A 20,204-nucleotide genomic window follows, 5' to 3' on the forward strand; every position below is an offset into this window, starting at 1 on the left:
ACTGTCGTTAAGGTTGATTGAAGTAGCACGCAGTTGGTTTTAATGTACTCGTCACGATGACTGAATGCCGGAGAAAAAATGCAAGCCCAAAGAAAGCTTGACCCGCAGTGGAGCAAACGCCGTACTGAAAAGCACCGGCGCCTGGCATCAATTGCCCATTTGGCCGACGGTCCGGTCCTGAGAACCGCCGATATCGTTGCAGCGCTGCAGGCCTTGATCTCCAGCGGCGACAGAGTTGTGCTGGAAGGAAATAACCAGAAACAGGCAGATTTTTTATCCCGTGCACTGGTGCAAATTGATCCGTCCAAGGTGAATAACCTGCACTTGATCATGCCAAGTGTTAGCCGGCCAGAGCATCTTGATTTGTTTGAGCGCGGGATTGCCCGCAAGCTCGACTTTGCTTTTGCCGGTGCGCAGAGTTTACGCATCTCACAGTTATTGCAGGATGGCATTCTGGAAGTTGGGGCAATTCATACCTACGTCGAGTTATATGGGCGACTGTATGTTGACCTGTGTCCTAACGTCGTGTTGGTGGCGGGTTTTAAAGCGGATCGGCAAGGCAACCTGTATACCGGATCGAGTACCGAAGATACCCCGGCATTGGTCGAGGCTGCGGCCTTCCGCGACGGTATCGTGATCGCCCAGGTTAACGAGATCGTGGATGATCCAGCCGATTTGCCACGGGTCGATATTCCAGGGTCGTGGATCGATTTTGTGGTGCAGGCCGATAAGCCTTTTTTTCTCGAACCTTTATTTACCCGCGATCCCCGCCTGATCAAGCCCGTGCACGTGTTGATGGCGATGATGGCGATCCGTGGTGTATATGAACGTCATCAGGTGCAATCGCTTAACCACGGGATTGGGTTCAACACTGCGGCGATTGAGCTGATCTTGCCTACTTACGGCGAGAAGCTAGGGCTAAAAGGAAAAATTTGCAAGAACTGGACCCTGAACCCGCATCCAACCCTGATCCCCGCAATTGAGTCTGGCTGGGTCGAAAGCGTGCATTGCTTTGGTGGTGAGCTGGGTATGGAAAACTATGTTGCAGCACGACCGGACGTGTTTTTTACCGGCAAGGATGGGTCAATGCGATCCAATCGCGCCTTGTGCCAGTTGGCCGGGCAGTACGCGGTCGATCTGTTTATCGGCTCAACTCTGCAAATGGATGGCCTTGGCAATTCCTCCACCGTCACCCGCGGACGCCTGACCGGGTTTGGTGGTGCGCCGAACATGGGACATGATCCCGGTGGTCGCCGTCATCCTACTCCGGCGTGGCTGGATTTAATTGAAACCGATGATCCGTTGGCGCGTGGTAAAAAATTAGTCGTGCAAATGGTAGAGACCTTTCAAGGCGGCGGTCAGCCAACTATTGTGGAAACATTAGACGCCGTGGCGGTAGGTAAAGAATCGGGCATGCCGATTGCACCGATCATGATTTATGGCGACGATGTCACCCACGTACTGACCGAAGAAGGTATCGCCTATTTATATAAAGCGCGCTCGCTCGAAGAGCGCAAAGCCATGATCGCTGCGGTCGCCGGGGTAACGCCAATAGGCATGCATCACGATCCTGCCAGCACCGCAAAATTGCGCAAGGATGGTTTGATTGCTCTGCCGGAAGATATGGGCGTCAATCGTAATGAGGCAACCCGCTCGTTGCTGGCAGCTAAGAGCGTGGCCGATCTGGTGACCTGGTCCGATGGTTTGTATGAACCCCCTGCAAAATTCAGGAGCTGGTAATGACGACCAATGTTGCGTTTGACTGTTTGCAGAATCGGGCGGAAAGTAACGCAATTGCCCAAGTCGGCACAGCGCTCAAATCGTACGCTGAACGCCTTGCAGACATGGTGGTAGCCGCCTTGATCGATGAGGTTACTCTGACCCCAAAGCCCGGTCTGGTGGACCTGCGTAGTCGCGGCGCACATCACGATCTTAGCTGGGAGTTAATGTGTCATTCGGCATGGGCATTGCACCCGACTTTTTGGGCGATGGCGCAGGCTGGCCAGACAATCCCGAATACTCAACAGTTGCGCGAAGAGATCGGTCGCTTAGGTCGCGCTGGTGAGGTACAGATGATGGCAGCCACGAAAGGCGTAAATACGCATCGTGGCGCGATCTGGGCGCTCGGTTTGCTGGTCACTGCCGCGGCACAGGATAAATCTGCATTAACCGCTACCGCTGTCTCGGCGCGCGCGGCGGTTCTGGCGCGATGCCCTGATCAGTTTGCACCGATCATTACTGGCAATAACGGCGAACGCGCTTGTCAGGTTTACGGCGTCGGCGGGGCTCGTGCTCAAGCGCAGGCTGGTTTTCCGCATGTCATCAGTGTGGCGCTACCGGCTTTAAAACATTGGCGCGAGCACGGCGAGGGCGAACTTGCCGCACAGCTTAACGCTTTACTCAGCGTCATCGCTGAACTGGATGATACGTGCATATTGTCGCGCGGCGGAATGGCCGCATTGTTAGCCGTCCAGGCCGGGGCCGAAAAAATATTGAAGCTGGGTGGTGCAGCAAGTGCGCAAGGAAATGCGGCCCTGCAGGTGTTCGAGGATGATCTGTTGGCGCGGCATGTTTCTCCCGGTGGCGCTGCGGACTTGCTGGCTGCGGCTCTATTCCTTGATCGATTGACTAAAGAAATTCAAGTGTGAACCTGACACAAAAAGAGGACAACTAAATGGAAAAAATATCCTATGAATTTGCCGCCGGTGCGCCAGCGACAGCGCGGGTACTGACGGGAGTGGTGGGTTCGGGCGATCTGGAAGTATTAATTGAGCCGCAGCATGCAGCGCATCACACCGGCATCACCACGATACACGTCAACACTTCGGTAGACGGCATGGAAAATGTCTGGGAAGCGCTATTGCGGCGTATTTTTACGGCCACGGTTTTGCCCGCCATGCATATCGAAATTAACGATTTTGGTGCGACGCCGGGGGTCGTCCGTTTACGCATTGAGCAAGCGTTTGAAGAACTCCGACTGGTTTGAATAACGCGCATAAATTAAGGTAAGCCTCAAATGAACATACAACAATTACTTAAGCGTGACAGTTTTATCGAGCTGACAGCGCGCAGCCGGGCGCGTGCGTTGCTTGATACCGGATCGATGCGCGAATTGATCGGCCCGTTTGATCGCATGATTTCTCCCTGGCTGGCAATGCAAGGCGTAGTGACTCAGTCGGACGATGGCGTCGTAGTAGCGAAGGGCACTTTCGACGGGCAACCCTATCTGGTGCTGGCTATTGAAGGCGCGTTTCAGGGTGGTAGCCTCGGTGAAGTAGGCGGTGCCAAAATCGCTGGTGCGCTGGAGTTGGCGGCAGAAGACAATCGCAACGGTATTCCGACGGGTGCCGTGATCCTGTTTGAAACTGGCGGCGTGCGTTTGCAGGAAGCTAATCTGGGCTTGGCGGCGATTGCCGATATTCATTCAGCCATTGTCGATCTGCGTCGCTATCAGCCGGTAATCGGGATTTCTGCGGGTACAGTAGGTTGCTTTGGCGGAATGTCGATTGCCGCCGCCTTATGCAGCTACGTGGTCGTGACACAAGATGCGCGGATAGGGCTGAATGGCCCCGCTGTGATTGAGCAGGAAGCCGGGATCGCCGAATATGACGCGCGCGACAGACCGTTTATCTGGAGTTTTACCGGCGGTGAGCAACGTCACCGCACCGGTCTGGCCGATGCTTACATTGAAGACGACAGCGCACTGATGCGCGACACCGTGCGCGCATTTATTCAACGTGGATTGCCCGTTAAAGAGCGCAGTGATCGGTATCCGGAATTTCTTGCCGCGCTGGCCGAGGTCGATGCCAGTGTGCAGGCGACGCCAGAGGCGGTACGCGCTATTTATCAAAAAGGATTGTCACTATGAACGCAGATTTAGATTCAGAAAGAGAATCAAGGCAACCGAGCCGTGGTGCGATCTGGTTTAACAAGCTGACAAGTAACGGATCGGTAAGCGCACCAGTAAATCCCGGTTACGCTGCATCGGTGTTGGTGGCAGATGCTGAACTTGCCGGACAGCCCGCGCGCTATATAGCCGTCATCCCCGACCCGCAAAATCGATTTCCTCGGGCGCGTAACGGCGAGGTCGGATTAGTGGAAGGATGGCAACTCGCGCGTGCGGTGCAGGAGCTTATTGATTCCGACCGTGATCGAGACGTCAAAACGCCCATCGTTGCGGTGATCGATGTGGCCAGTCAGGCCTATGGTCGACGTGAAGAAGCCTATGGCATACATCAGGCGTTAGCGGGTGCGGCAGGCGCTTACGCCAGCGCCCGACTTGCAGGACATCCAGTTATCGGTTTGATCGTTGGCAAGGCCATGTCTGGCGCGTTTCTGGCGCACGGTTACCAGGCCAATCGGTTAATTGCTATCGACGATCCAGAGGTCATGGTGCATGCAATGGGCAAGGCTTCTGCCGCAAGAATTACTCTGCGCTCCGAGGAGGCGATGGAGGCGTTTGCTGCCCGGATTGCGCCGATGGCGTATGACATCAAGAGTTATGCATCGCTGGGGTTGCTGTGGCGAAGCCTGACGCTGCAACATCCTGGCAATCCACCCGCCAGCGAAGTCCAGATAGTGCGCGAGAGCCTGCAAGCGGCGTTCGACAGCATTGCTACCGATACTGCGCGTGATCTTAGTGGCAGGCTAGGTGCAAAAAACCGACAAGCCTCAGCAAAAGTGCGCGAGATGTTGCGCACCCAATGGAAGGAGGACCGTGCGGAACTGGGAGCAGACACCGGTATGCATAAGTGAAATTCGATTAAAAAATATTGTCTGTAAATTCAGGTCAATACGTCCAGTTAATTCAGATCAATACTGAAGCTGATATTTAAATTACTAAAAATATTTAGGAGACAAACATGATTATCTATGGAACTGCTCTACTGGCCATCTGCCACCTTCTCGGCATTTTTCTCGGCGATGTGCTGGGTCACATGATTGGCGTTAAAACGAACGTCGGGGGCGTCGGTATCGCCATGTTGCTGTTGATTTTTGCCCGACTATATATGCAACCGCGCGGGTTGCTACCTAAGCCCACCGAGGCGGGAGTAGGATTTTGGGCCGCTATGTACATCCCTGTCGTAGTGGCGATGGCCGCACAACAGAATGTGGTCGCCGCCTTGCGCGGCGGTCCGGTAGCATTAATCGCTGCATTTGGCGCAGTCGCGCTCTGTGCATGCTTTATTGCGGTGATCAATCGGATGGAACCTAAGACCGATAGCGATCCATTTGCAATTGAACCAGTTACAGTGGCTTAAGGGGACATCATGTTAGAAATTTTTCAAAAAGCCTTACAGCAAAATGGCTTGATTACAGCGTTTGCAGTAGTTGGCATCATCGTCATGTTCTCTGGCTTCATCTCCCGCAAGCTGACTTTCGGACGCGTGCATGGATCGGCGTTTGCGATTTTGATTGGCTTGGTGCTGGCCTATTGGGGCGGTATTCACACCGGCGGGCAAAAAGGCCTGGCGGACATTTCCCTTTTTGGTGGAATCGGCTTGATGGGTGGCGCCATGTTGCGCGACTTTGCTATCGTCGCGACTGCATTTGAGGTCCAGGCCACTGAGGCCCGCAGGGCAGGAATGATTGGTGTGGTTTCATTGTTGCTGGGCACACTGGTGCCGTTCATCGTCGGTGCCAGCGTCGCGTATGCTTTCGGTTATTCTGACGCGGTCAGCATGACCACTATTGGTGCAGGCGCGGTGACCTATATCGTTGGCCCTGTTACGGGCGCTGCGATCGGTGCGAGTTCCGACGTGATGGCCTTGAGCATTGCCACCGGATTACTCAAGGCCATCATGGTCATGGTAGGAACGCCTATCGCCGCGCGCTTTCTCGGCCTTAAAACACCGCGATCTGCAATGGTATTCGGTGGCCTTGCGGGCACTGTCAGTGGCGTCTCAGCCGGGCTGGCAGCAACCGATCGGCGACTCGTCCCCTATGGCGCTCTGGTAGCGACATTTCATACCGGCATCGGTTGCCTGCTCGGACCATCGTTATTGTATTTTGCTACAAAAGCGATAATGGGCGGTTAGGATATCTGACGACGGGGCAGCGTTTTGCTTCCCCTTCTTTATTGATCGCAGACGCCTATAAGGCTCTTTGATGTATAAATACCGTCCTCACGATGCGATAGAAACGGTTCTACGTCCGCATGACTTATTATGGATTACGGACGTCGAAAGTTTGATTTCAGAACTGCCATTGCCAGCTTGGGCAAGTCCTGAGTGGCTGGTTGCCGCGCCTGTCGTGATGCGTCGCGAGCAGGTTGATGATGCGCAATGGTTACCGGTCGGGCTGCGCGGCCAAACGCGCAGCGAACGCTTCAAGGCATTGTTGTCCGTCAACGCCGTAGCGCACTGCGTGCCACCAGAATTTTTGGTGAGTGCAGAAGCGTGGAAATTACACGGGCAGTACGATGTATTTCCCGCCGTTCAGGCACTGGTGAATATTGCACCGCTGCTTAACACGATGGGTTTGTGTTGGGGACCGACCGGCAGCGTTGGCTTCGCGCTGGCAAGTGGCTTGCCGGTTTTGCATGATGCGAGCGATTTGGATCTTGTTGTGCGCGCCAGCTCTCCTCTGCCTCTTGCAACGGTGAAATTATTGAAAACATTACTTGTTTCTCATTTATGTCGGATTGATATGCAGATCGACACCGGCAATGGCGGGTTTGCGTTTGCAGAGTGGGTCAGCGGTCGGAACTCGGTTTTACTGAAAACCAACACCGGTCCGATCCTGACTGCCGATCCGTGGGCCAAAATTCATCAACCCCCTTTTCGCCCAATCCGATGAGCGTTTTATTTACGTTTCCCGGGCAGGGCGCACAACGTCCGGGCATGTTGCATACGCTGCCACAAACGCCTGAAGTACTGCATACGTTGCAGCAAGCCGGCAGTATTCTCGGCGTCGACCCGTTGCTGCTTGATACCGCCGCGGCACTCACTTCCACTTATGCGGTGCAACTTTGTCTGTTGATTGCTGGCGTTGCTATGGCGCGAGTCCTGATCGCAAGTAACGCCGCGCCGGACATGGTCGCGGGGTTATCGATAGGTGCGTACCCGGCGGCAGTGATTGCTGGTGCGCTGGATTACGCCGATGCGGTGCGTTTGGTGCAGCGGCGCGGGCGATTGATGGAAAACGCCTATCCGCAAGGTTATGGGATGGCGGCGATCAATGGCCTGGATCGGTATCAACTCGCCGCCATTATCGCGACAGTCCATTCAACGGCCACACCGGTGTATCTGGCAAATTTGAACGGGCCACGCCAAATTGTCGTTTCAGGTGCCGAAGACGCGATGCAGAATGTGATGACAACCGCATTGGCTTCCGGTGCGACCCAGGTCGTGCGGTTGGCGGTTAATGTTCCGTCACACTGTGAACTATTTGACGCTTCAGCGCTCGAGATGCAAGACGCGTTTTCTACGATAACGGTCACGCGTCCGGTCAGATCGTATCTGAGTGCCAGTGCCACGCGTGCACTATTCGCCCCCCAACTGATTGCTACCGACCTGGCAAATAATATGGCAACGCAAGTGCACTGGTCAGAAACCGTCAGGCTGGCCTGGGAGCGCGGTGCCCGACTGGCAGTTGAGATGCCAAGCGGGACTGTCCTGACTAACCTCACCGCGCCCTTATTTGCCGAGGGTCTGGCGATTGCTAGCGACAACAATCGTCTCGATACTTTACTGGCATTGATCAGTCGCGAGCAAAATCGTTGACGTGTTAATTAATAAGCTTGTTAATTAATAAGCTCGTTAATTAATAAGCTTCTTGATGAGCTTATCGATTGCTTTACGCTGTAGCAGGAGTGGGTGTAATTAAACCGCCGTCAATCCGTTGCCCCTTAATTTTTAACACCAGCACTCCGGCTATCAGACAAGCTGCACCCATCATCATCGACGACGCCGTGTAAGTACCTAAACTATTGCGCAAAGTCCCGGCAAGCATCGTGGCGGTCGCCGCACCCAATTGATGTCCGGCGACGATCCAGCCAAATACGATAGGCGCGGCGAGTCTGCCGAAGACGTCATTGGCCAGACGGACAGTTGGCGGAACGGTGGCAATCCAGTCCAGACCATAAAATATGGCAAAGATCGGCAAGCCATAATAACTAAGACCAAACGCATGGGGCAAAAAGATCAGCGCTATACCACGCAAACTGTAGTACCAGAACAGCAGCACGCGAGGATTGAATCGGTCCGATAACCAGCCCGACATAGTGGTTCCTACCAAGTCTAGCAATCCCATCATGGCAAGTATGCTGGCACCGCCCACTGCCGTAATACCGTAGTCGCCGCACATCGCAATGAAATGCGAGCCGATATAACCATTGGTGCTCATGCCGCAAATAAAAAAACTAAAAAACAATAGCCAGAAATCACGGACCTTGACCACCTTGCGTAATGCATCGAAAGCAATTGAGAGGGGGTTTTTTAATGTGGCGGTGTTTTCATGGGGAAGTTCTTCAAGCTGACCATACCGTTTCAGGCCGATATCTTGTGGACGCTCAGGCAAGAATATCGCCACCAAAGGGATTGCTATGGCGGCAACCGTGGCGACTAATATCGCGACCGAACGCCAGCCGAAATGCTCGACCATATACGCCATCAACGGCAAAAATACCATTTGCCCGGTGGCTGAACTGGCCGTCAACAAACCCATCGCCAGACCGCGCCGGGTCTCAAACCAGCGGCTGACGATGGTTGCGGCTAGCGTGTTAGCAGCAACGCCACTCCCTGCGCCAACCAAAATACCCCACGCCAATACCATGTGCCACGGCATCGTCATAAAGGTACTCAGGGCGGTGCCGACCGCGAGCAATACCAGAGCGCCCAATACAATGGGACGAATGCCATAGCGTTGCATCGCTGCTGCAGAAAACGGGCCGATCAACCCGTATAGCGCAATATTGACCGAGATAACAAAAGAAATGGTAGTAACGGTCCAGCCGAACTCATGTTCGAGCGGCAATATCATGACCGAAGGTGTAGCGCGGATTCCTGCGGCAGCAAGTAGTACCAAAAAAGTGATGCCAACCACAATCCACACATAGCTAAAGCGTGTGCGTAACATAATGGCTTGTATAGTGTTGTTCATATAATATCAAGAGTATTGGAATTTATCATTAGCATCATCGATCAGGCGCAGTAACGTCTGATGATTTTCGTCGCCTAATATTGCTGTGACTTCTTCCTGCGCTTTGTTCCAGCTTTGCATGGACTCTTTCCACTTGCTCGTTCCTTCGGGGGTAAGCGTGACGCCGAACGAGCGCTTATCAGTTAGCATCGCCAGCGGCAAATCGACCGTTTGTACCCAGCCCGCGCTAATAAGCGGCTTCAGTGCCCGACTCATGGTGCTGCGATCCATCCCCATATTGATCGCCAGTGGAATGACGCCAATCGGGCCAGATTTGCCGATACGCGCTATTAATGAATACTGCCCAATCGTCAGTGCATTGGCCGCAAGATGATGATCGTAGATGACCGTCATTTTGCGGGTTAATTGGCGAAGCTTTGAGCAGGTGCATTGAATTTGCATGTTGCCTTCCGTTTACGTGTCGTTGTCTGCATATGCATGGATGCATATGCAGAATATAGATAGTTAAGAGATCCTGGTCAAGCTAAACGTTTGATTGTCGCTGACTAGAGACTTAATATGAAGAAGAGATAATTATGGGTAAGCGGGATTGGGTAGACGTGACGGTGCAAAGTATGATGAGCGCAAACTCTATCCGAAAAGTGGGTAGTAGTCGGCAGGTAAGCGAAATCTGGAAGACTATTTCCTAACTCGGGTTATATGAGTTATATGGGTTATGTAGCAGTTACATGGAGCGAGTACAGACCAGCGCTTTATATACGTGTCGACACGCCTTATTTAACTGACTTTAATTGTATATTTGTTGCTATATTCAGCCCCTTCCAGAGTATGACTTTAATGCTTTTCTGGTGGCGAGTTTTAGCAATGTAACCCAGACGTTACGTTACATGTTACGGCGTGGCATACAAATTTAATTCCTTTTTAAAATATGTATGTATATTCGTCTAATATTGTAAGTCTTTGATTTTAAACAAATTTATGTAAAAATTTTTGTCTTTTTTTATCGTAACGAGTAATTGTTTTGATTGAATTTATTTCCGGCATGATATTTGCGTTATGGAGTCCAGAGCAGGCTCTTTCTGCATTATTGAAACTGGAGAACCACCATCAAAACCTCACATAAAAGAAGTATCGCCGTCGTGTCATTATTGTTCACTGCGATGTTATCCGGCTGCGCTGGTAATGGCACATTAGGCCACGAAACTGGCCCCGCAACAGCAACGGCTACACCCACAGCGACCACGGATGGCGCGACTGGCGCGGGCGGGACAGGAGCAACGGGCGCAACTGGTGGTACGGGCGCAACTGGTGGAACCGGTTCAACTGGTGCCACCGGCGCCACCGGTTCTACGGGCGCTACAGGCCCAGCCGGTGCTACGGGTGCAACTGGCGCCGCTGGCGCTACCGGTGTCCCAGGCGTTGCCGGCGCAACTGGTCTTACAGGCGCAACCGGTGCTCCGGGCACTGCGGGCATTACTGGTGCTGCCGGCGCTACTGGCCTTACTGGTGCTACTGGTGCAATCGGTGCTGCAGGTGCCACAGGCCTTACGGGGTTGACGGGTGCTATTGGCGCTACCGGCCTAACGGGTCCGGCGGGCTCAGGTGGCGGCACAACACCAGCCGGTCCCGCATCTATTACTAATTTGATCTCAAATACTGGTACCGTCGTGTCAGGTGTTGGCGCTGCAGTAAGCGCCATCGGGTCCCCAATAATTAGTCAATCACCTTTCCCGACCAGTGCAAATGCCGGTTTGGCTGGCGTCTTGACAAACAGCGGCGCCGTTCTAACTACCGTGGGCGGTGGCGTCACTAGTGGTATTGGCCAAATTGGTTCTACAACAAATCCAGTTGGCACAACCGTTGGCAGTACTGGTGCTGCGGTCGGCAATGTCGGCGATACCGTGAACAGCGCAGGCCAACTGGTCAGCGGTTTAGGTGCCGGTCAACTTGCACCATTAGCGCCAATCACTGCACCGGTCGGTGCTTTGGTCAGTGCAACAGGCAGCACTATTAGTCAGTTAGCGCCCTCATTAACAACGGCACTGACTACGGGTCCGGTCCAGCAGATCACGATGACAACTAGTACTTTGATTGTGCCATTAACCAGCACGGCTAACACTTTGACGCAAACGGTTGGTAACACAACCGGAATCGATGTGCCAGCGAATAAGCTATTCACCACAGTGGGTAGCGCGATCGTTGGTGGTAGCACGCAATTAGGTGGCACGCCGGCTCCAGGCGCCGCCGCTTTAAGTGGCGTCGTTGCAGCGGTGGGCAACACCGTTGCAGGACTCGGCACTACTAGTTTGACTAATAGCACGCAACCGCTATTGGGTAACGGCACTACCGGACCCTTGGCTGGACTGGGCGGGACCTCTGGCACCGGCACCAATCCTTTAGGTTCGCCGACTAGTTTGCTCAGCGAACTGACTGGTACTTCGGGTGGCTTGCCTGCTGCGCCAGGTGCTCCTTCGTTGCCGTCATTGACTGGTCTGTTGGGTGGCTTGCCAACTGCGCCGGGTGCTCCTTCGTTGCCGTCATTGACTGGTCTGTTGGGTGGCTTGCCAACTGCGCCGGGTGCTCCTTCGTTGCCGTCATTGACTGGTCTGTTGGGTGGCTTGCCAACTGCGCCAGGTGCTCCTTCGTTGCCGTCATTGACCGGTCTGCTGGGTGGCTTGCCAACTGCGCCGGGTGCTCCTTCGTTGCCGTCATTGACTGGTCTATTGGGTGGTTTGCCAACTGGCTTGCCAGCCGCGCCAGGTGTTCCTTCGTTGTCGTCGGTAACCGGTCTGTTACCAGCCGCCCCCGGTACGCCTTCGTTCGCGCCTGTTATTACTGCTATCAGTGGTTTGACTAGTGCTGTGAATAGTGCAACGGCTACTACCCCAGTTGGAGGTCCTGTAACTTCGGTGACAGCACTTCTGACAGGTTTAACTGCGGGTCTGCCCGTGAAATAATCGACGTTAAAACGAAGTTAAAACGCAAAAAAAACCCTCGCTACATTGGGTTTTTTTGCGGTCGGTGGAGAAATACGCTGCATGAATACTTTAATAATATCAACTTTGATCCTATTTTTTTGAGATGGCGATCCGAGATTAACTTTGGTGATGTTAATCACTTCGGACCATTTCTCTGGTCGAATAAGAATCTACTTATTTTTCTAATGTAATGATCAAACAACCTCGAAGTCTCGCTGCAGAATACAACTGGTCGCTTCAAGCGACGTTGATTCATCCGCTGCAAAATTTTAGCAGTCCGATATCCGCCGCGCATGCTTGGTCGAATGCTGGCCTATGAGGATTCCTGATAGCATTTTTTCTCATCTCAAAATACTAGTTCTGGAAAGCAGCGACAGCCTGCGCAAGACGCTTGTAATGTATTTGAAAGTAATGGGAGTTGCTCACATCGCCGAAGCTGCCAACGGGCAACAGGCTCTATTGCTGCTTGAAACTAATGCGCATCTATTCGATTTCACGATCTGCGACCTGCGCATGGACGTGATGGACGGCTTTGAATTTCTGCGCTGCGCTCCGCGCGCGCGCATCGGTCGCGTGATAATTGCCACTGCGCTTGAAGACGACTTCCTCAGCGCCGCAGAAGAAATTGTACTTAATTATGGTCTCAGGCTGGCAGGGCGCCTCACAAAACCTATCGATTTTTTGCGTTTGAAAAATCTTATAGCGACAGCATCCAACAAGCCGAAGGCCAAATACGTCTTTCGTAAGAGGTTGCCATTTCAGTGCTGGACGATAGCAGATTTAAGTACCGCGCTACAACGCGGACAGTTCGTGCCGTATTTTCAGCCTAAGCTGGATTTTTTGACCCGTAAGCCAATTGGCGTCGAAGTGCTGGCGCGTTGGATGCACCCGGACCAGGGCATGATTTCACCCTCGCAATTCATTCCTTTAATGGAGTCGGCAGGTCTCATTGATTGGCTGACTGTAGAACTTTTACACAATGTGCTGGATTGCACCAAAAAATGGTATTCGGCGCGGCCCGAAATCAGCATCTCCTTCAATGCCTCGCCATTGACATTGGAAAAGAGTGCAATTCCTAACCAATGGTTAGGCATTGTAAAAGAGCACAATGTCAGCCCCGAACGCATCAAGATTGAGATCACAGAAACTGCCCTTCCAAAAGACTACAAAAGTCTGCTGGAATCTGCCACCCGCTTGCACATGCATGGCTTCGGCCTGTCCCTGGATGATTTTGGCACGGGATATTCATCATTGCAGCTATTAAGCCAAATACCCTTCAGTGAAATCAAGATAGATCAGTCATTTGTCGCCGCAGCACGTAACAACAAGCGATCGGTTGTTATACTCAATGCGATCGTCAGCCTTGCAAGAAATCTCGATCTTCAGACCGTGGTAGAAGGTATTGAAACAGAAAGCGACGCAGTGTTTTTCCAGCAACTGGGCTTCGATCTCGGGCAGGGATATCATCTGGCACAACCAATGGCGGGCGACGATCTGATGCGTTGGTTATCGGCCCAACAATCGGTCCCGCTGAGCGGGGCGGAGGCACGCTTTACCCCCTCTCAATATATTCCGCGCTAAAATAGCGCGGGATCGTAATCGGGCGACAGCGTTTATCCACCGCGCCTGGCCAGACTTTTTGGTGCCAATGCTGGATTTAACAATTGTCGAGGGCACGCTTACCGCGGCAAGGAAAGTCACACGTAGCGGTGGCGTTTCGCGTTGGCCGTATAAACATTCAAGTGAGATAAACCCGTTACACTAGCGGTGAATTATTTAATCGCCTTCTGCAGCCATGGCGGCATTAGTCGGTTTGATCCTAAAACAGCATGATGTAACGAAAGAATTATGTTTGGATTACCTACGACGGCCACTGCGCCGTTTTGTCCTTCTGAGGTCGTCGGCACCGTAGCTGTTCCCTCCGGTGCGCCGCTGTGGCGCAAAGTAATGCGCTTTGCCGGTCCTGGACTGTTAATTTCAATCGGCTACATGGACCCCGGCAATTGGGCTACTGACATTCAGGCCGGATCACAGTTTGGGTATAGCCTGTTGTTTGTTGTGATTCTGTCAAGCATCGCGGCGATTGTATTGCAGTGCCTGAGTATGCGGCTAGGGATTGCTACCCAAAAAGATCTGGCGGTGCATTGCCGCGAACAATACAGTCCACGCACGGGCAAGACGCTATGGTTTTTTGCAGAGATATCCATTATTGCCTGCGACGTGGCGGAGGTGCTGGGGAGTGCGCTTGCATTCAAACTGCTGTTCGGCGTATCGCTGGTGACGGGGGTTTTACTCACCGCCTTCGATACCATTATTGTGCTCGGTCTCAAAGGAAAAGGCTTTCGCCAGGTTGAAGCGATAATTCTCGGTCTGATTCTTACGATTACCGTCTGTCTGTTTGCGGAGTTGCTGTTTGTTAAGCCGGATTGGGCCGCAGTCGCCGCCGGAGCGATCCCATCCTTAAAAGCGCTGGCCGGGCAAGAACCGTTTTATCTCGCCATAGGGATTCTGGGTGCGACCATCATGCCGCACAATCTTTATTTACATTCCTCTATTGTGCAGACCCGCGTGGTGGAAAACAACGACCGGAGCCGTCAACAGGCGATCAGGTTTTCGCGGCTGGATACGATATTTGCGCTGACGGTAGCACTGATTATTAATGTCGCGATTCTGGTGTTAGCGGGCGCAGCGTTTCACAATGTCGCCGCTCCTGTTGCGGTTGAGATTGATGAGGCGTTCCATTTGCTTGATCCTATCGCGGGCACTGCGGCGGCCGGGATTTTGTTTGGTGTGGCGCTGTTAGCCTCAGGTCAAAGCTCCACATTTACCGGCACCATTGCGGGTCAGGTGATTATGGACGGTTTTCTAAAAATAAAAATACCGTGCTGGCAGCGCCGCCTGATCACACGCAGTCTTGCGCTGGTACCGGCGTTGATTGGCGTGATTATCTTTGGCGAACATTCAGTAGGGCGACTGTTAATCATGAGTCAGGTGGTCCTCAGTCTCCAATTGCCGTTTGCGATGTACCCGTTAATAAAACTGACTGGTCGCCGTGATTTGATGGGGATTTTTGCTAACACGACGACGACGTCCGTATTGTCCTGGGGTTTGTTCGTCGTGATTTCCGCCGCTAACCTGTGGTTAGTGTTGCAGGCGTTTGGTTTGCAGTAAATTGTGGCAATGTAGTGTAGCGATGTAAGGACTTTCCTTGCGAAATAACCCGGCTGGTTTGGTATTAGTCCACTGGGCAAGCGGCGCTTTTAGCAGCCTTTGCCAAAAGGTAAGGACTGGTAAGCCTGCAAAAACTAAAACCATGACAGGTTTACATGGTCGTTATAGTTTTAGTAATTTATTTTTTAGGTTGATTTTGTCGATAGTTTGATGGGATAATTCTTTTATCGTTCAGAGGTTGCGTTGCAGTCACACCATCGTTTAGTCGCTTAAATGATAAAGGTGAAAGATTTTTAAATTAACCATTGCACGTTTGATACAGCACTGCTATACTTCGGTCCTTCGTTAGTTGGCTTCAAATGTTTTTTGCAGGTTTTGTGTAAAGCATAGCCGATACAAGAGTAGATTCACCTTTCGCCGAGGTCACTCTCCAGATAGGTTTGGATTTCGGGAATCTCCTCCTGTATCGGTTAGCAAAGATAACGCGGGAGTAGCTCAGTTGGTAGAGCGATACCTTGCCAAGGTATAGGTCGAGAGTTCGAGCCTCTTCTCCCGCTCCAAAAATAAAAAGGAAGCCCACAAGGCTTCCTTTTTTGTATTCTACTTTTTGTTTCTACATTTTTTTAATTTCCCAATTCTCCAACCTGTAACTTCTCCCTGCTATACCCGCGTTTGGCTGATACGGGCGGGTTATCGAAAACAGGCAGATAGTCTGGTGCGACGTTGCTTTCCACCGACCACTGCTTGTGATATTGAGGACAGTTACCAAAACTGGTTTTCAAAGCATCCCCCTACTCAATATGCATCGGCTGTACGGAATAAGTAGCCTTTAGGGCGTATCGAAGAAGACTCCCATTTCGGAGATTTTTCAACACGATGCGTTGCATCTACTTACACCGAACGGACTTAGTCAGGTCGTATTTTTACGGTTGTCGCGTAAAACGACGCTAACTTTTCTACTTACTTATTATTAGCGAGTAAGCCCAATGCCTTAGCGACACCTGCACCATATGCAGCGTCTGCTTTGGTACAGTTTGCGATATGACGTGCCTGGATTTCTTTGGATGCGCCGCCGACCGATCTCGCCGTATTATCGAATAACACCTGCTGTTGCGCTGGCGTCATTAGTTGGAACAACGCCCGCGGTTGCGAGTAATAATCGTCATCCACGCGGTGATTCCAATGATCCGCTGCGCCTTCCAGCGCGAGTGGCGGCTCCGAAAAGTCTGGCTGTTCTTGCCATGCACCCTTACTGTTCGGTTCGTAGCCAATTGTGCTGCCGGCATTGCTGTCGACGCGCATTGCGCCATCACGGTGATAACTATTGACCGGACATCTTGGCGCATTCACCGGAATCTGGTGGTGATTGACGCCCAGACGATAGCGCTGCGCATCGCCATACGAGAACAAACGGCCTTGCAACATCTTGTCCGCTGAGAAGCTGATACCCGGCACGACATTAGCAGGAGAAAACGCCGCTTGCTCAACATCGGCAAAATAGTTTTCCGGATTGCGATTCAATTCCATTACACCGACTTCGATCAGCGGATAGTCTTTACGCGGCCAGACTTTAGTCAAATCAAAAGGATTGATGTGATAAGAACCAGCGTCTTTTTCCGGCATAATCTGGACAAATAATTTCCAGCTTGGGAAGTCTTTTTTCTCGATGCTTTCGAGCAAATCGCGTTGCGCACTTTCACGATCATTCCCAACTAAGGCGGACCCTTCAGCATCGGTCAGGTTCTCAATACCTTGCATGGTCTTAAATGTAAACTTGACCCAGTTACGCTCGTTTTTTGCGTTGATAAAACTGAATGTATGACTGCCGAAGCCATGCATGTGGCGGTAGGAACGCGGCAAGCCACGATCACTCATGACAATGGTGACCTGATGCAATGCTTCCGGCAACAGGGTCCAGAAGTCCCAATTGTTGTCGGCGCTACGCATGTTGGTTTTTGGATCCCGTTTGACGGCGCGATTCAGGTCTGGAAACTTCATCGGATCACGCAGGAAGAACACCGGAGTGTTATTGCCGACCAGATCCCAATTGCCTTCTTCGGTATAAAATTTTAGTGAAAAACCGCGGATATCGCGCTCTGCATCAGCGGCTCCGCGCTCTCCAGCGACGGTCGAAAAGCGCGCAAACATTTCGGTTTTCTTACCTACCGCAGAAAATATTTTCGCCTTGGTATATTTGGTGATGTCATGCGTGACGGTAAAAGTGCCGAAAGCGCCCGAACCTTTTGCATGCATGCGACGCTCTGGGATGACTTCCCGGTCAAAGTGAGCGAGTTTTTCTAGAAACCATACATCTTGTAATAAGGCTGGTCCGCGCGGTCCGGCAGTCTGGATATTTTGATTGTCGGGGACTGGTGCACCGGCTGCAGTTGTTAGCTTATTCATGCGATTCCTTTGAAGTGCGGGAAGAGAGAATTCTCTGACAGGGAGTATTGCTCATAATTAATAATAGGTAAAATTAATTAAATTTACTGATTCAATAGTTTTTATGATTTTATTTTTTGGCCTCGATTTAGTGTGTTGAGTAGCCCGAGAAGCGGCGTCATTACGCGACATGCCAATACGGTCATCAAGAGCAGCAATGCTTAGCTTAAACGTTGCTCCGTGGCATGAATAGTGTACAGGCCAGCTAGCAAACAGTTGAACCCCGTGAGCATGAGGCAAATTTACTAGCTGGGGGTAGCGGCTCCGGCCGGAGTTTTTTTCGAGATTGTAGATGCAGGGATGGACCGCGTTACCGTTCAGATCCCATTTTTTCAGCCGGAGCAGCGCGACGCGCCAGCTTACCGAAGGTTCGGATCGCGCCTGATCTACCGTGTGCATTTCTGGTGGATTAGATGCTATTGCAACGCCAGGCAGCCCTCAGCGGCATGTTGCAAAAATTATATTAGATTGGTGCCGATAACACCGGTTTCAAATCACACTCATAAGTAATTCACTAGTCTTTGTATTTCGAAAGAGCGATTTTGAAGGCATTTCAGGAAGGGTGTGTTAAAAACGGTTTTTTGGCAGACGACATGCAAATTCCCACGTATATCCATCGGGCATATGCATTCTCGTTGTACCTGAAGCCAACTACAAGATAGCGCATGCACAAAAATATTTACCTCGCACATCGTCCTCAATCGTTAGTCGTTCTTGCACATACAGTCACTTTGCTCTCGCTATTAGCAGGTGTTTTTTCCTCTGCAAATAGTCAAACTGTCCAAACCCCCGCCAGCGAAGAACTGCGTCAGCGCAGCCAAGCTGAGGCGGCTGAGCGCGCACGCCAATTGCACGCACCGAATATTGCGTTGCCAATACCTGCAGTCACGGTCTCTGTAGAAGACGTCAATTCACTCACGCTACCGGTTGAATCCCCTTGTTTTAAGATTCACCAATTCGTTTTGGCAGTCCCATTGCAGATATCGCCCGCCGTCCGCATTGCAGGCGCAAGTAATCTGGCTTTCGATCCCTTCCGTTTCGCACAGGACTTCCTGCATCAGTACAGTGGCAAATGTATCGGTCAGCAGGGCATGAATCTCGTCGTGCAGCGCCTGACTAATCGCATTATGCAAAAGGGTTACAGCACCACGCGGGTTGGCATTCCTGAACAGGATTTATCAACAGGTGTGCTAACCCTGACGTTGGTACCGGGCGTTATCCACACCATCCGCTTTGCCGATGCGGCGTTGCATGGCACCCCACGGAATGCGTTTCCGACGGGCGCGGGTCAATTGCTCAATTTGCGCGATCTTGAACAAGGCCTGGAACAATTGAAGCGTGTCCCTAATCAGGATGTGAGTATGCAAATCGTTCCAGCCGATGCACTGGGCGAAAGCGACGTGATGTTAGAGGTCAAACGCACTAAGCCGTACACCTTATCCGCCAATTTTGATGACAGCGGCGCAAGAGGCACGGGACATTATCAAGGCGGCCTAAATCTTGGCGTAAATAATATGCTAGGGTTCTCCGACATTTTTAATCTCGGGATGAGTTCCGATACTGATCATCAAGGCAATAATCGCGGTACGGGCGGCCATAGCGTGTATTACGCGGTGCCGATGGGATATTGGAACTATGCCCTTTCTGCCAGCGATTACACCTATCATCAAAAAATCGCTGGCAATAACGAAGACTATATCTCCAGTGGTAAATCGAAAAATCTTGAGTTTAAAGTTGCCCAACAATTCCAGCGCAACGCATCGCAAAAAAATAGCTGGCAACTCAAAGTCGGTAAGCGTTGGAGTAATACTTTAATAGACGATGTCGAGATTGGCGTTCAAAAGCGCAATACCTCATTTGTAGAACTCGGATGGGTGCATACGCATTATCTCGGCAATGCCCAGCTTGATGTCACGCTAGCCAATCGTTGGGGATCATCTGCTTTCGGTGGCATGGGCAATCCTGAAGCGCGTCCGTCCGACTATCCAACCTTTACGTACACGCTGCAAACCATCGACGCGACCCTCGCTGTGCCATTTCAGATTGCGTCGCAACCTCTCAGCTACGTCGCCACCTTCCGGGGTCAAAATACCCGCTCGCAACTCTACACGACCGATCAGTTTTCGATTGGAGGCCGCTACACGGTGCGCGGCTTTGATGGCGAACTAACGTTAACCGCTGAGCGCGGATTTTATCTCCGCAATGAACTCAATCTACCAATTGCCCGCTCTGCGCAGGCGGCGTATATCGCCGTTGACCTCGGTAAGGTGTATGGACCATCGGTTCAGTACTTAGTCGGCGACACGCTGGCTGGAACCGCGGTCGGCGTGCGTGGTGGGTACCAGGGATTTACGTATGATTTATTCGCTGGGTGGTCTTTATACAAGCCTGCGCAGTTTAAGACGGCTAGACCAGCGTTTGGTTTTAACCTGACGTATCAATATTAAATAGTCAATTTTAAAAATTCTCAATCCATGCAGTCTTTACCTCTTATTGGCAGATCCCCTGCGG

16 protein-coding genes and 1 tRNA gene are annotated in these 20,204 nt (G+C 51.8%); 14 read left to right on the top strand and 3 right to left on the bottom strand.

Translation table 11 applies throughout. From position 1 onward, the window contains the following. Window positions 1–78 precede the first annotated feature (78 nt). From mdcA to mdcH, 9 genes are all read left to right on the top strand, one after another. Window positions 79–1,740, top strand: coding sequence for a malonate decarboxylase subunit alpha (mdcA, locus tag HAV38_RS03800; protein ID WP_168052543.1), 1,662 nt, complete (start codon window positions 79–81; stop codon window positions 1,738–1,740). Further along, window positions 1,740–2,648: a triphosphoribosyl-dephospho-CoA synthase gene (locus tag HAV38_RS03805; protein ID WP_168052545.1), complete on the top strand. Its 909-nt coding sequence runs from the start codon at window positions 1,740–1,742 to the stop codon at window positions 2,646–2,648. The genes mdcA and HAV38_RS03805 overlap by 1 nt, the downstream gene beginning before the upstream one ends. Before the next feature lie 26 nt (window positions 2,649–2,674). After that, entirely contained in the window at window positions 2,675–2,986 is a 312-nt protein-coding gene (locus HAV38_RS03810; protein WP_168052546.1) for a malonate decarboxylase subunit delta, read from the top strand. Between the two features lie 30 nt (window positions 2,987–3,016). Beyond that, window positions 3,017–3,868 carry a biotin-independent malonate decarboxylase subunit beta gene (locus tag HAV38_RS03815; protein WP_168052548.1) on the top strand — a complete coding sequence of 284 codons (852 nt, stop codon included), beginning with the start codon at window positions 3,017–3,019 and terminating at the stop codon, window positions 3,866–3,868. After that, window positions 3,865–4,755: a biotin-independent malonate decarboxylase subunit gamma gene (gene mdcE / locus HAV38_RS03820; protein WP_168052549.1), complete on the top strand. Its 891-nt coding sequence runs from the start codon at window positions 3,865–3,867 to the stop codon at window positions 4,753–4,755. The genes HAV38_RS03815 and mdcE overlap by 4 nt, the downstream gene beginning before the upstream one ends. 107 nt (window positions 4,756–4,862) lie before the next feature. Further along, the gene (madL, locus tag HAV38_RS03825; protein ID WP_168052551.1) at window positions 4,863–5,261 is read left to right on the top strand and encodes a malonate transporter subunit MadL; all 399 of its coding nucleotides are present in this window, start codon (window positions 4,863–4,865) and stop codon (window positions 5,259–5,261) included. Between the two features lie 9 nt (window positions 5,262–5,270). Further along, on the top strand, window positions 5,271–6,038 hold the full coding sequence (gene madM, locus HAV38_RS03830) for a malonate transporter subunit MadM (protein ID WP_168052553.1): 768 nt from the start codon (window positions 5,271–5,273) through the stop codon (window positions 6,036–6,038). A 70-nt stretch (window positions 6,039–6,108) separates the two neighbouring features. Further along, a complete protein-coding gene (locus HAV38_RS03835) occupies window positions 6,109–6,798 on the top strand; it encodes a malonate decarboxylase holo-ACP synthase (protein WP_168052555.1) in 690 nt (229 codons plus the stop codon). Further along, entirely contained in the window at window positions 6,795–7,724 is a 930-nt protein-coding gene (mdcH, locus tag HAV38_RS03840) for a malonate decarboxylase subunit epsilon (RefSeq protein ID WP_168052557.1), read from the top strand. Before HAV38_RS03835 ends, mdcH begins: the two co-directional genes overlap by 4 nt. Window positions 7,725–7,797: 73 nt before the next feature. Here mdcH and HAV38_RS03845 read toward each other — a convergent pair whose 3' ends face one another. Both HAV38_RS03845 and HAV38_RS03850 read right to left on the bottom strand, forming a co-directional pair. Further along, window positions 7,798–9,102: an MFS transporter gene (locus HAV38_RS03845; RefSeq protein ID WP_168052559.1), complete on the bottom strand. Its 1,305-nt coding sequence runs from the start codon at window positions 9,100–9,102 to the stop codon at window positions 7,798–7,800. 6 nt (window positions 9,103–9,108) lie between these two features. Then, window positions 9,109–9,543: a MarR family winged helix-turn-helix transcriptional regulator gene (locus HAV38_RS03850; protein ID WP_168052561.1), complete on the bottom strand. Its 435-nt coding sequence runs from the start codon at window positions 9,541–9,543 to the stop codon at window positions 9,109–9,111. Between the two features lie 698 nt (window positions 9,544–10,241). On the opposite strand from HAV38_RS03850, the gene HAV38_RS03855 reads away from it, so the two are divergent. From HAV38_RS03855 to HAV38_RS03870, 4 genes are all read left to right on the top strand, one after another. Then, the gene (locus HAV38_RS03855; protein ID WP_168052563.1) at window positions 10,242–12,059 is read left to right on the top strand and encodes a collagen-like triple helix repeat-containing protein; all 1,818 of its coding nucleotides are present in this window, start codon (window positions 10,242–10,244) and stop codon (window positions 12,057–12,059) included. 336 nt (window positions 12,060–12,395) lie between these two features. Further along, on the top strand, window positions 12,396–13,661 hold the full coding sequence (locus tag HAV38_RS03860; RefSeq protein WP_168052565.1) for an EAL domain-containing response regulator: 1,266 nt from the start codon (window positions 12,396–12,398) through the stop codon (window positions 13,659–13,661). 267 nt (window positions 13,662–13,928) lie between these two features. Next, the gene (locus HAV38_RS03865; RefSeq protein ID WP_168052567.1) at window positions 13,929–15,251 is read left to right on the top strand and encodes an Nramp family divalent metal transporter; all 1,323 of its coding nucleotides are present in this window, start codon (window positions 13,929–13,931) and stop codon (window positions 15,249–15,251) included. A 484-nt stretch (window positions 15,252–15,735) separates the two neighbouring features. Then, window positions 15,736–15,811: transfer RNA gene (locus HAV38_RS03870), tRNA-Gly, on the top strand. A gap of 400 nt (window positions 15,812–16,211) precedes the next feature. On the opposite strand, the gene HAV38_RS03875 is transcribed toward HAV38_RS03870, so the two are convergent. After that, window positions 16,212–17,654 (bottom strand): catalase, encoded by a 1,443-nt coding sequence (locus tag HAV38_RS03875; RefSeq protein ID WP_168052569.1) that lies wholly within the window; start codon window positions 17,652–17,654, stop codon window positions 16,212–16,214. Window positions 17,655–18,358: 704 nt separating this feature from the next. On the opposite strand from HAV38_RS03875, the gene HAV38_RS03880 reads away from it, so the two are divergent. Beyond that, window positions 18,359–20,140, top strand: coding sequence for a ShlB/FhaC/HecB family hemolysin secretion/activation protein (locus tag HAV38_RS03880; protein WP_168052571.1), 1,782 nt, complete (start codon window positions 18,359–18,361; stop codon window positions 20,138–20,140). Window positions 20,141–20,204 lie beyond the last annotated feature (64 nt).

This window comes from Glaciimonas immobilis (genome assembly GCF_011947285.1).
Classification (GTDB): Bacteria; Pseudomonadota; Gammaproteobacteria; order Burkholderiales; family Burkholderiaceae_D; genus Glaciimonas; species Glaciimonas immobilis.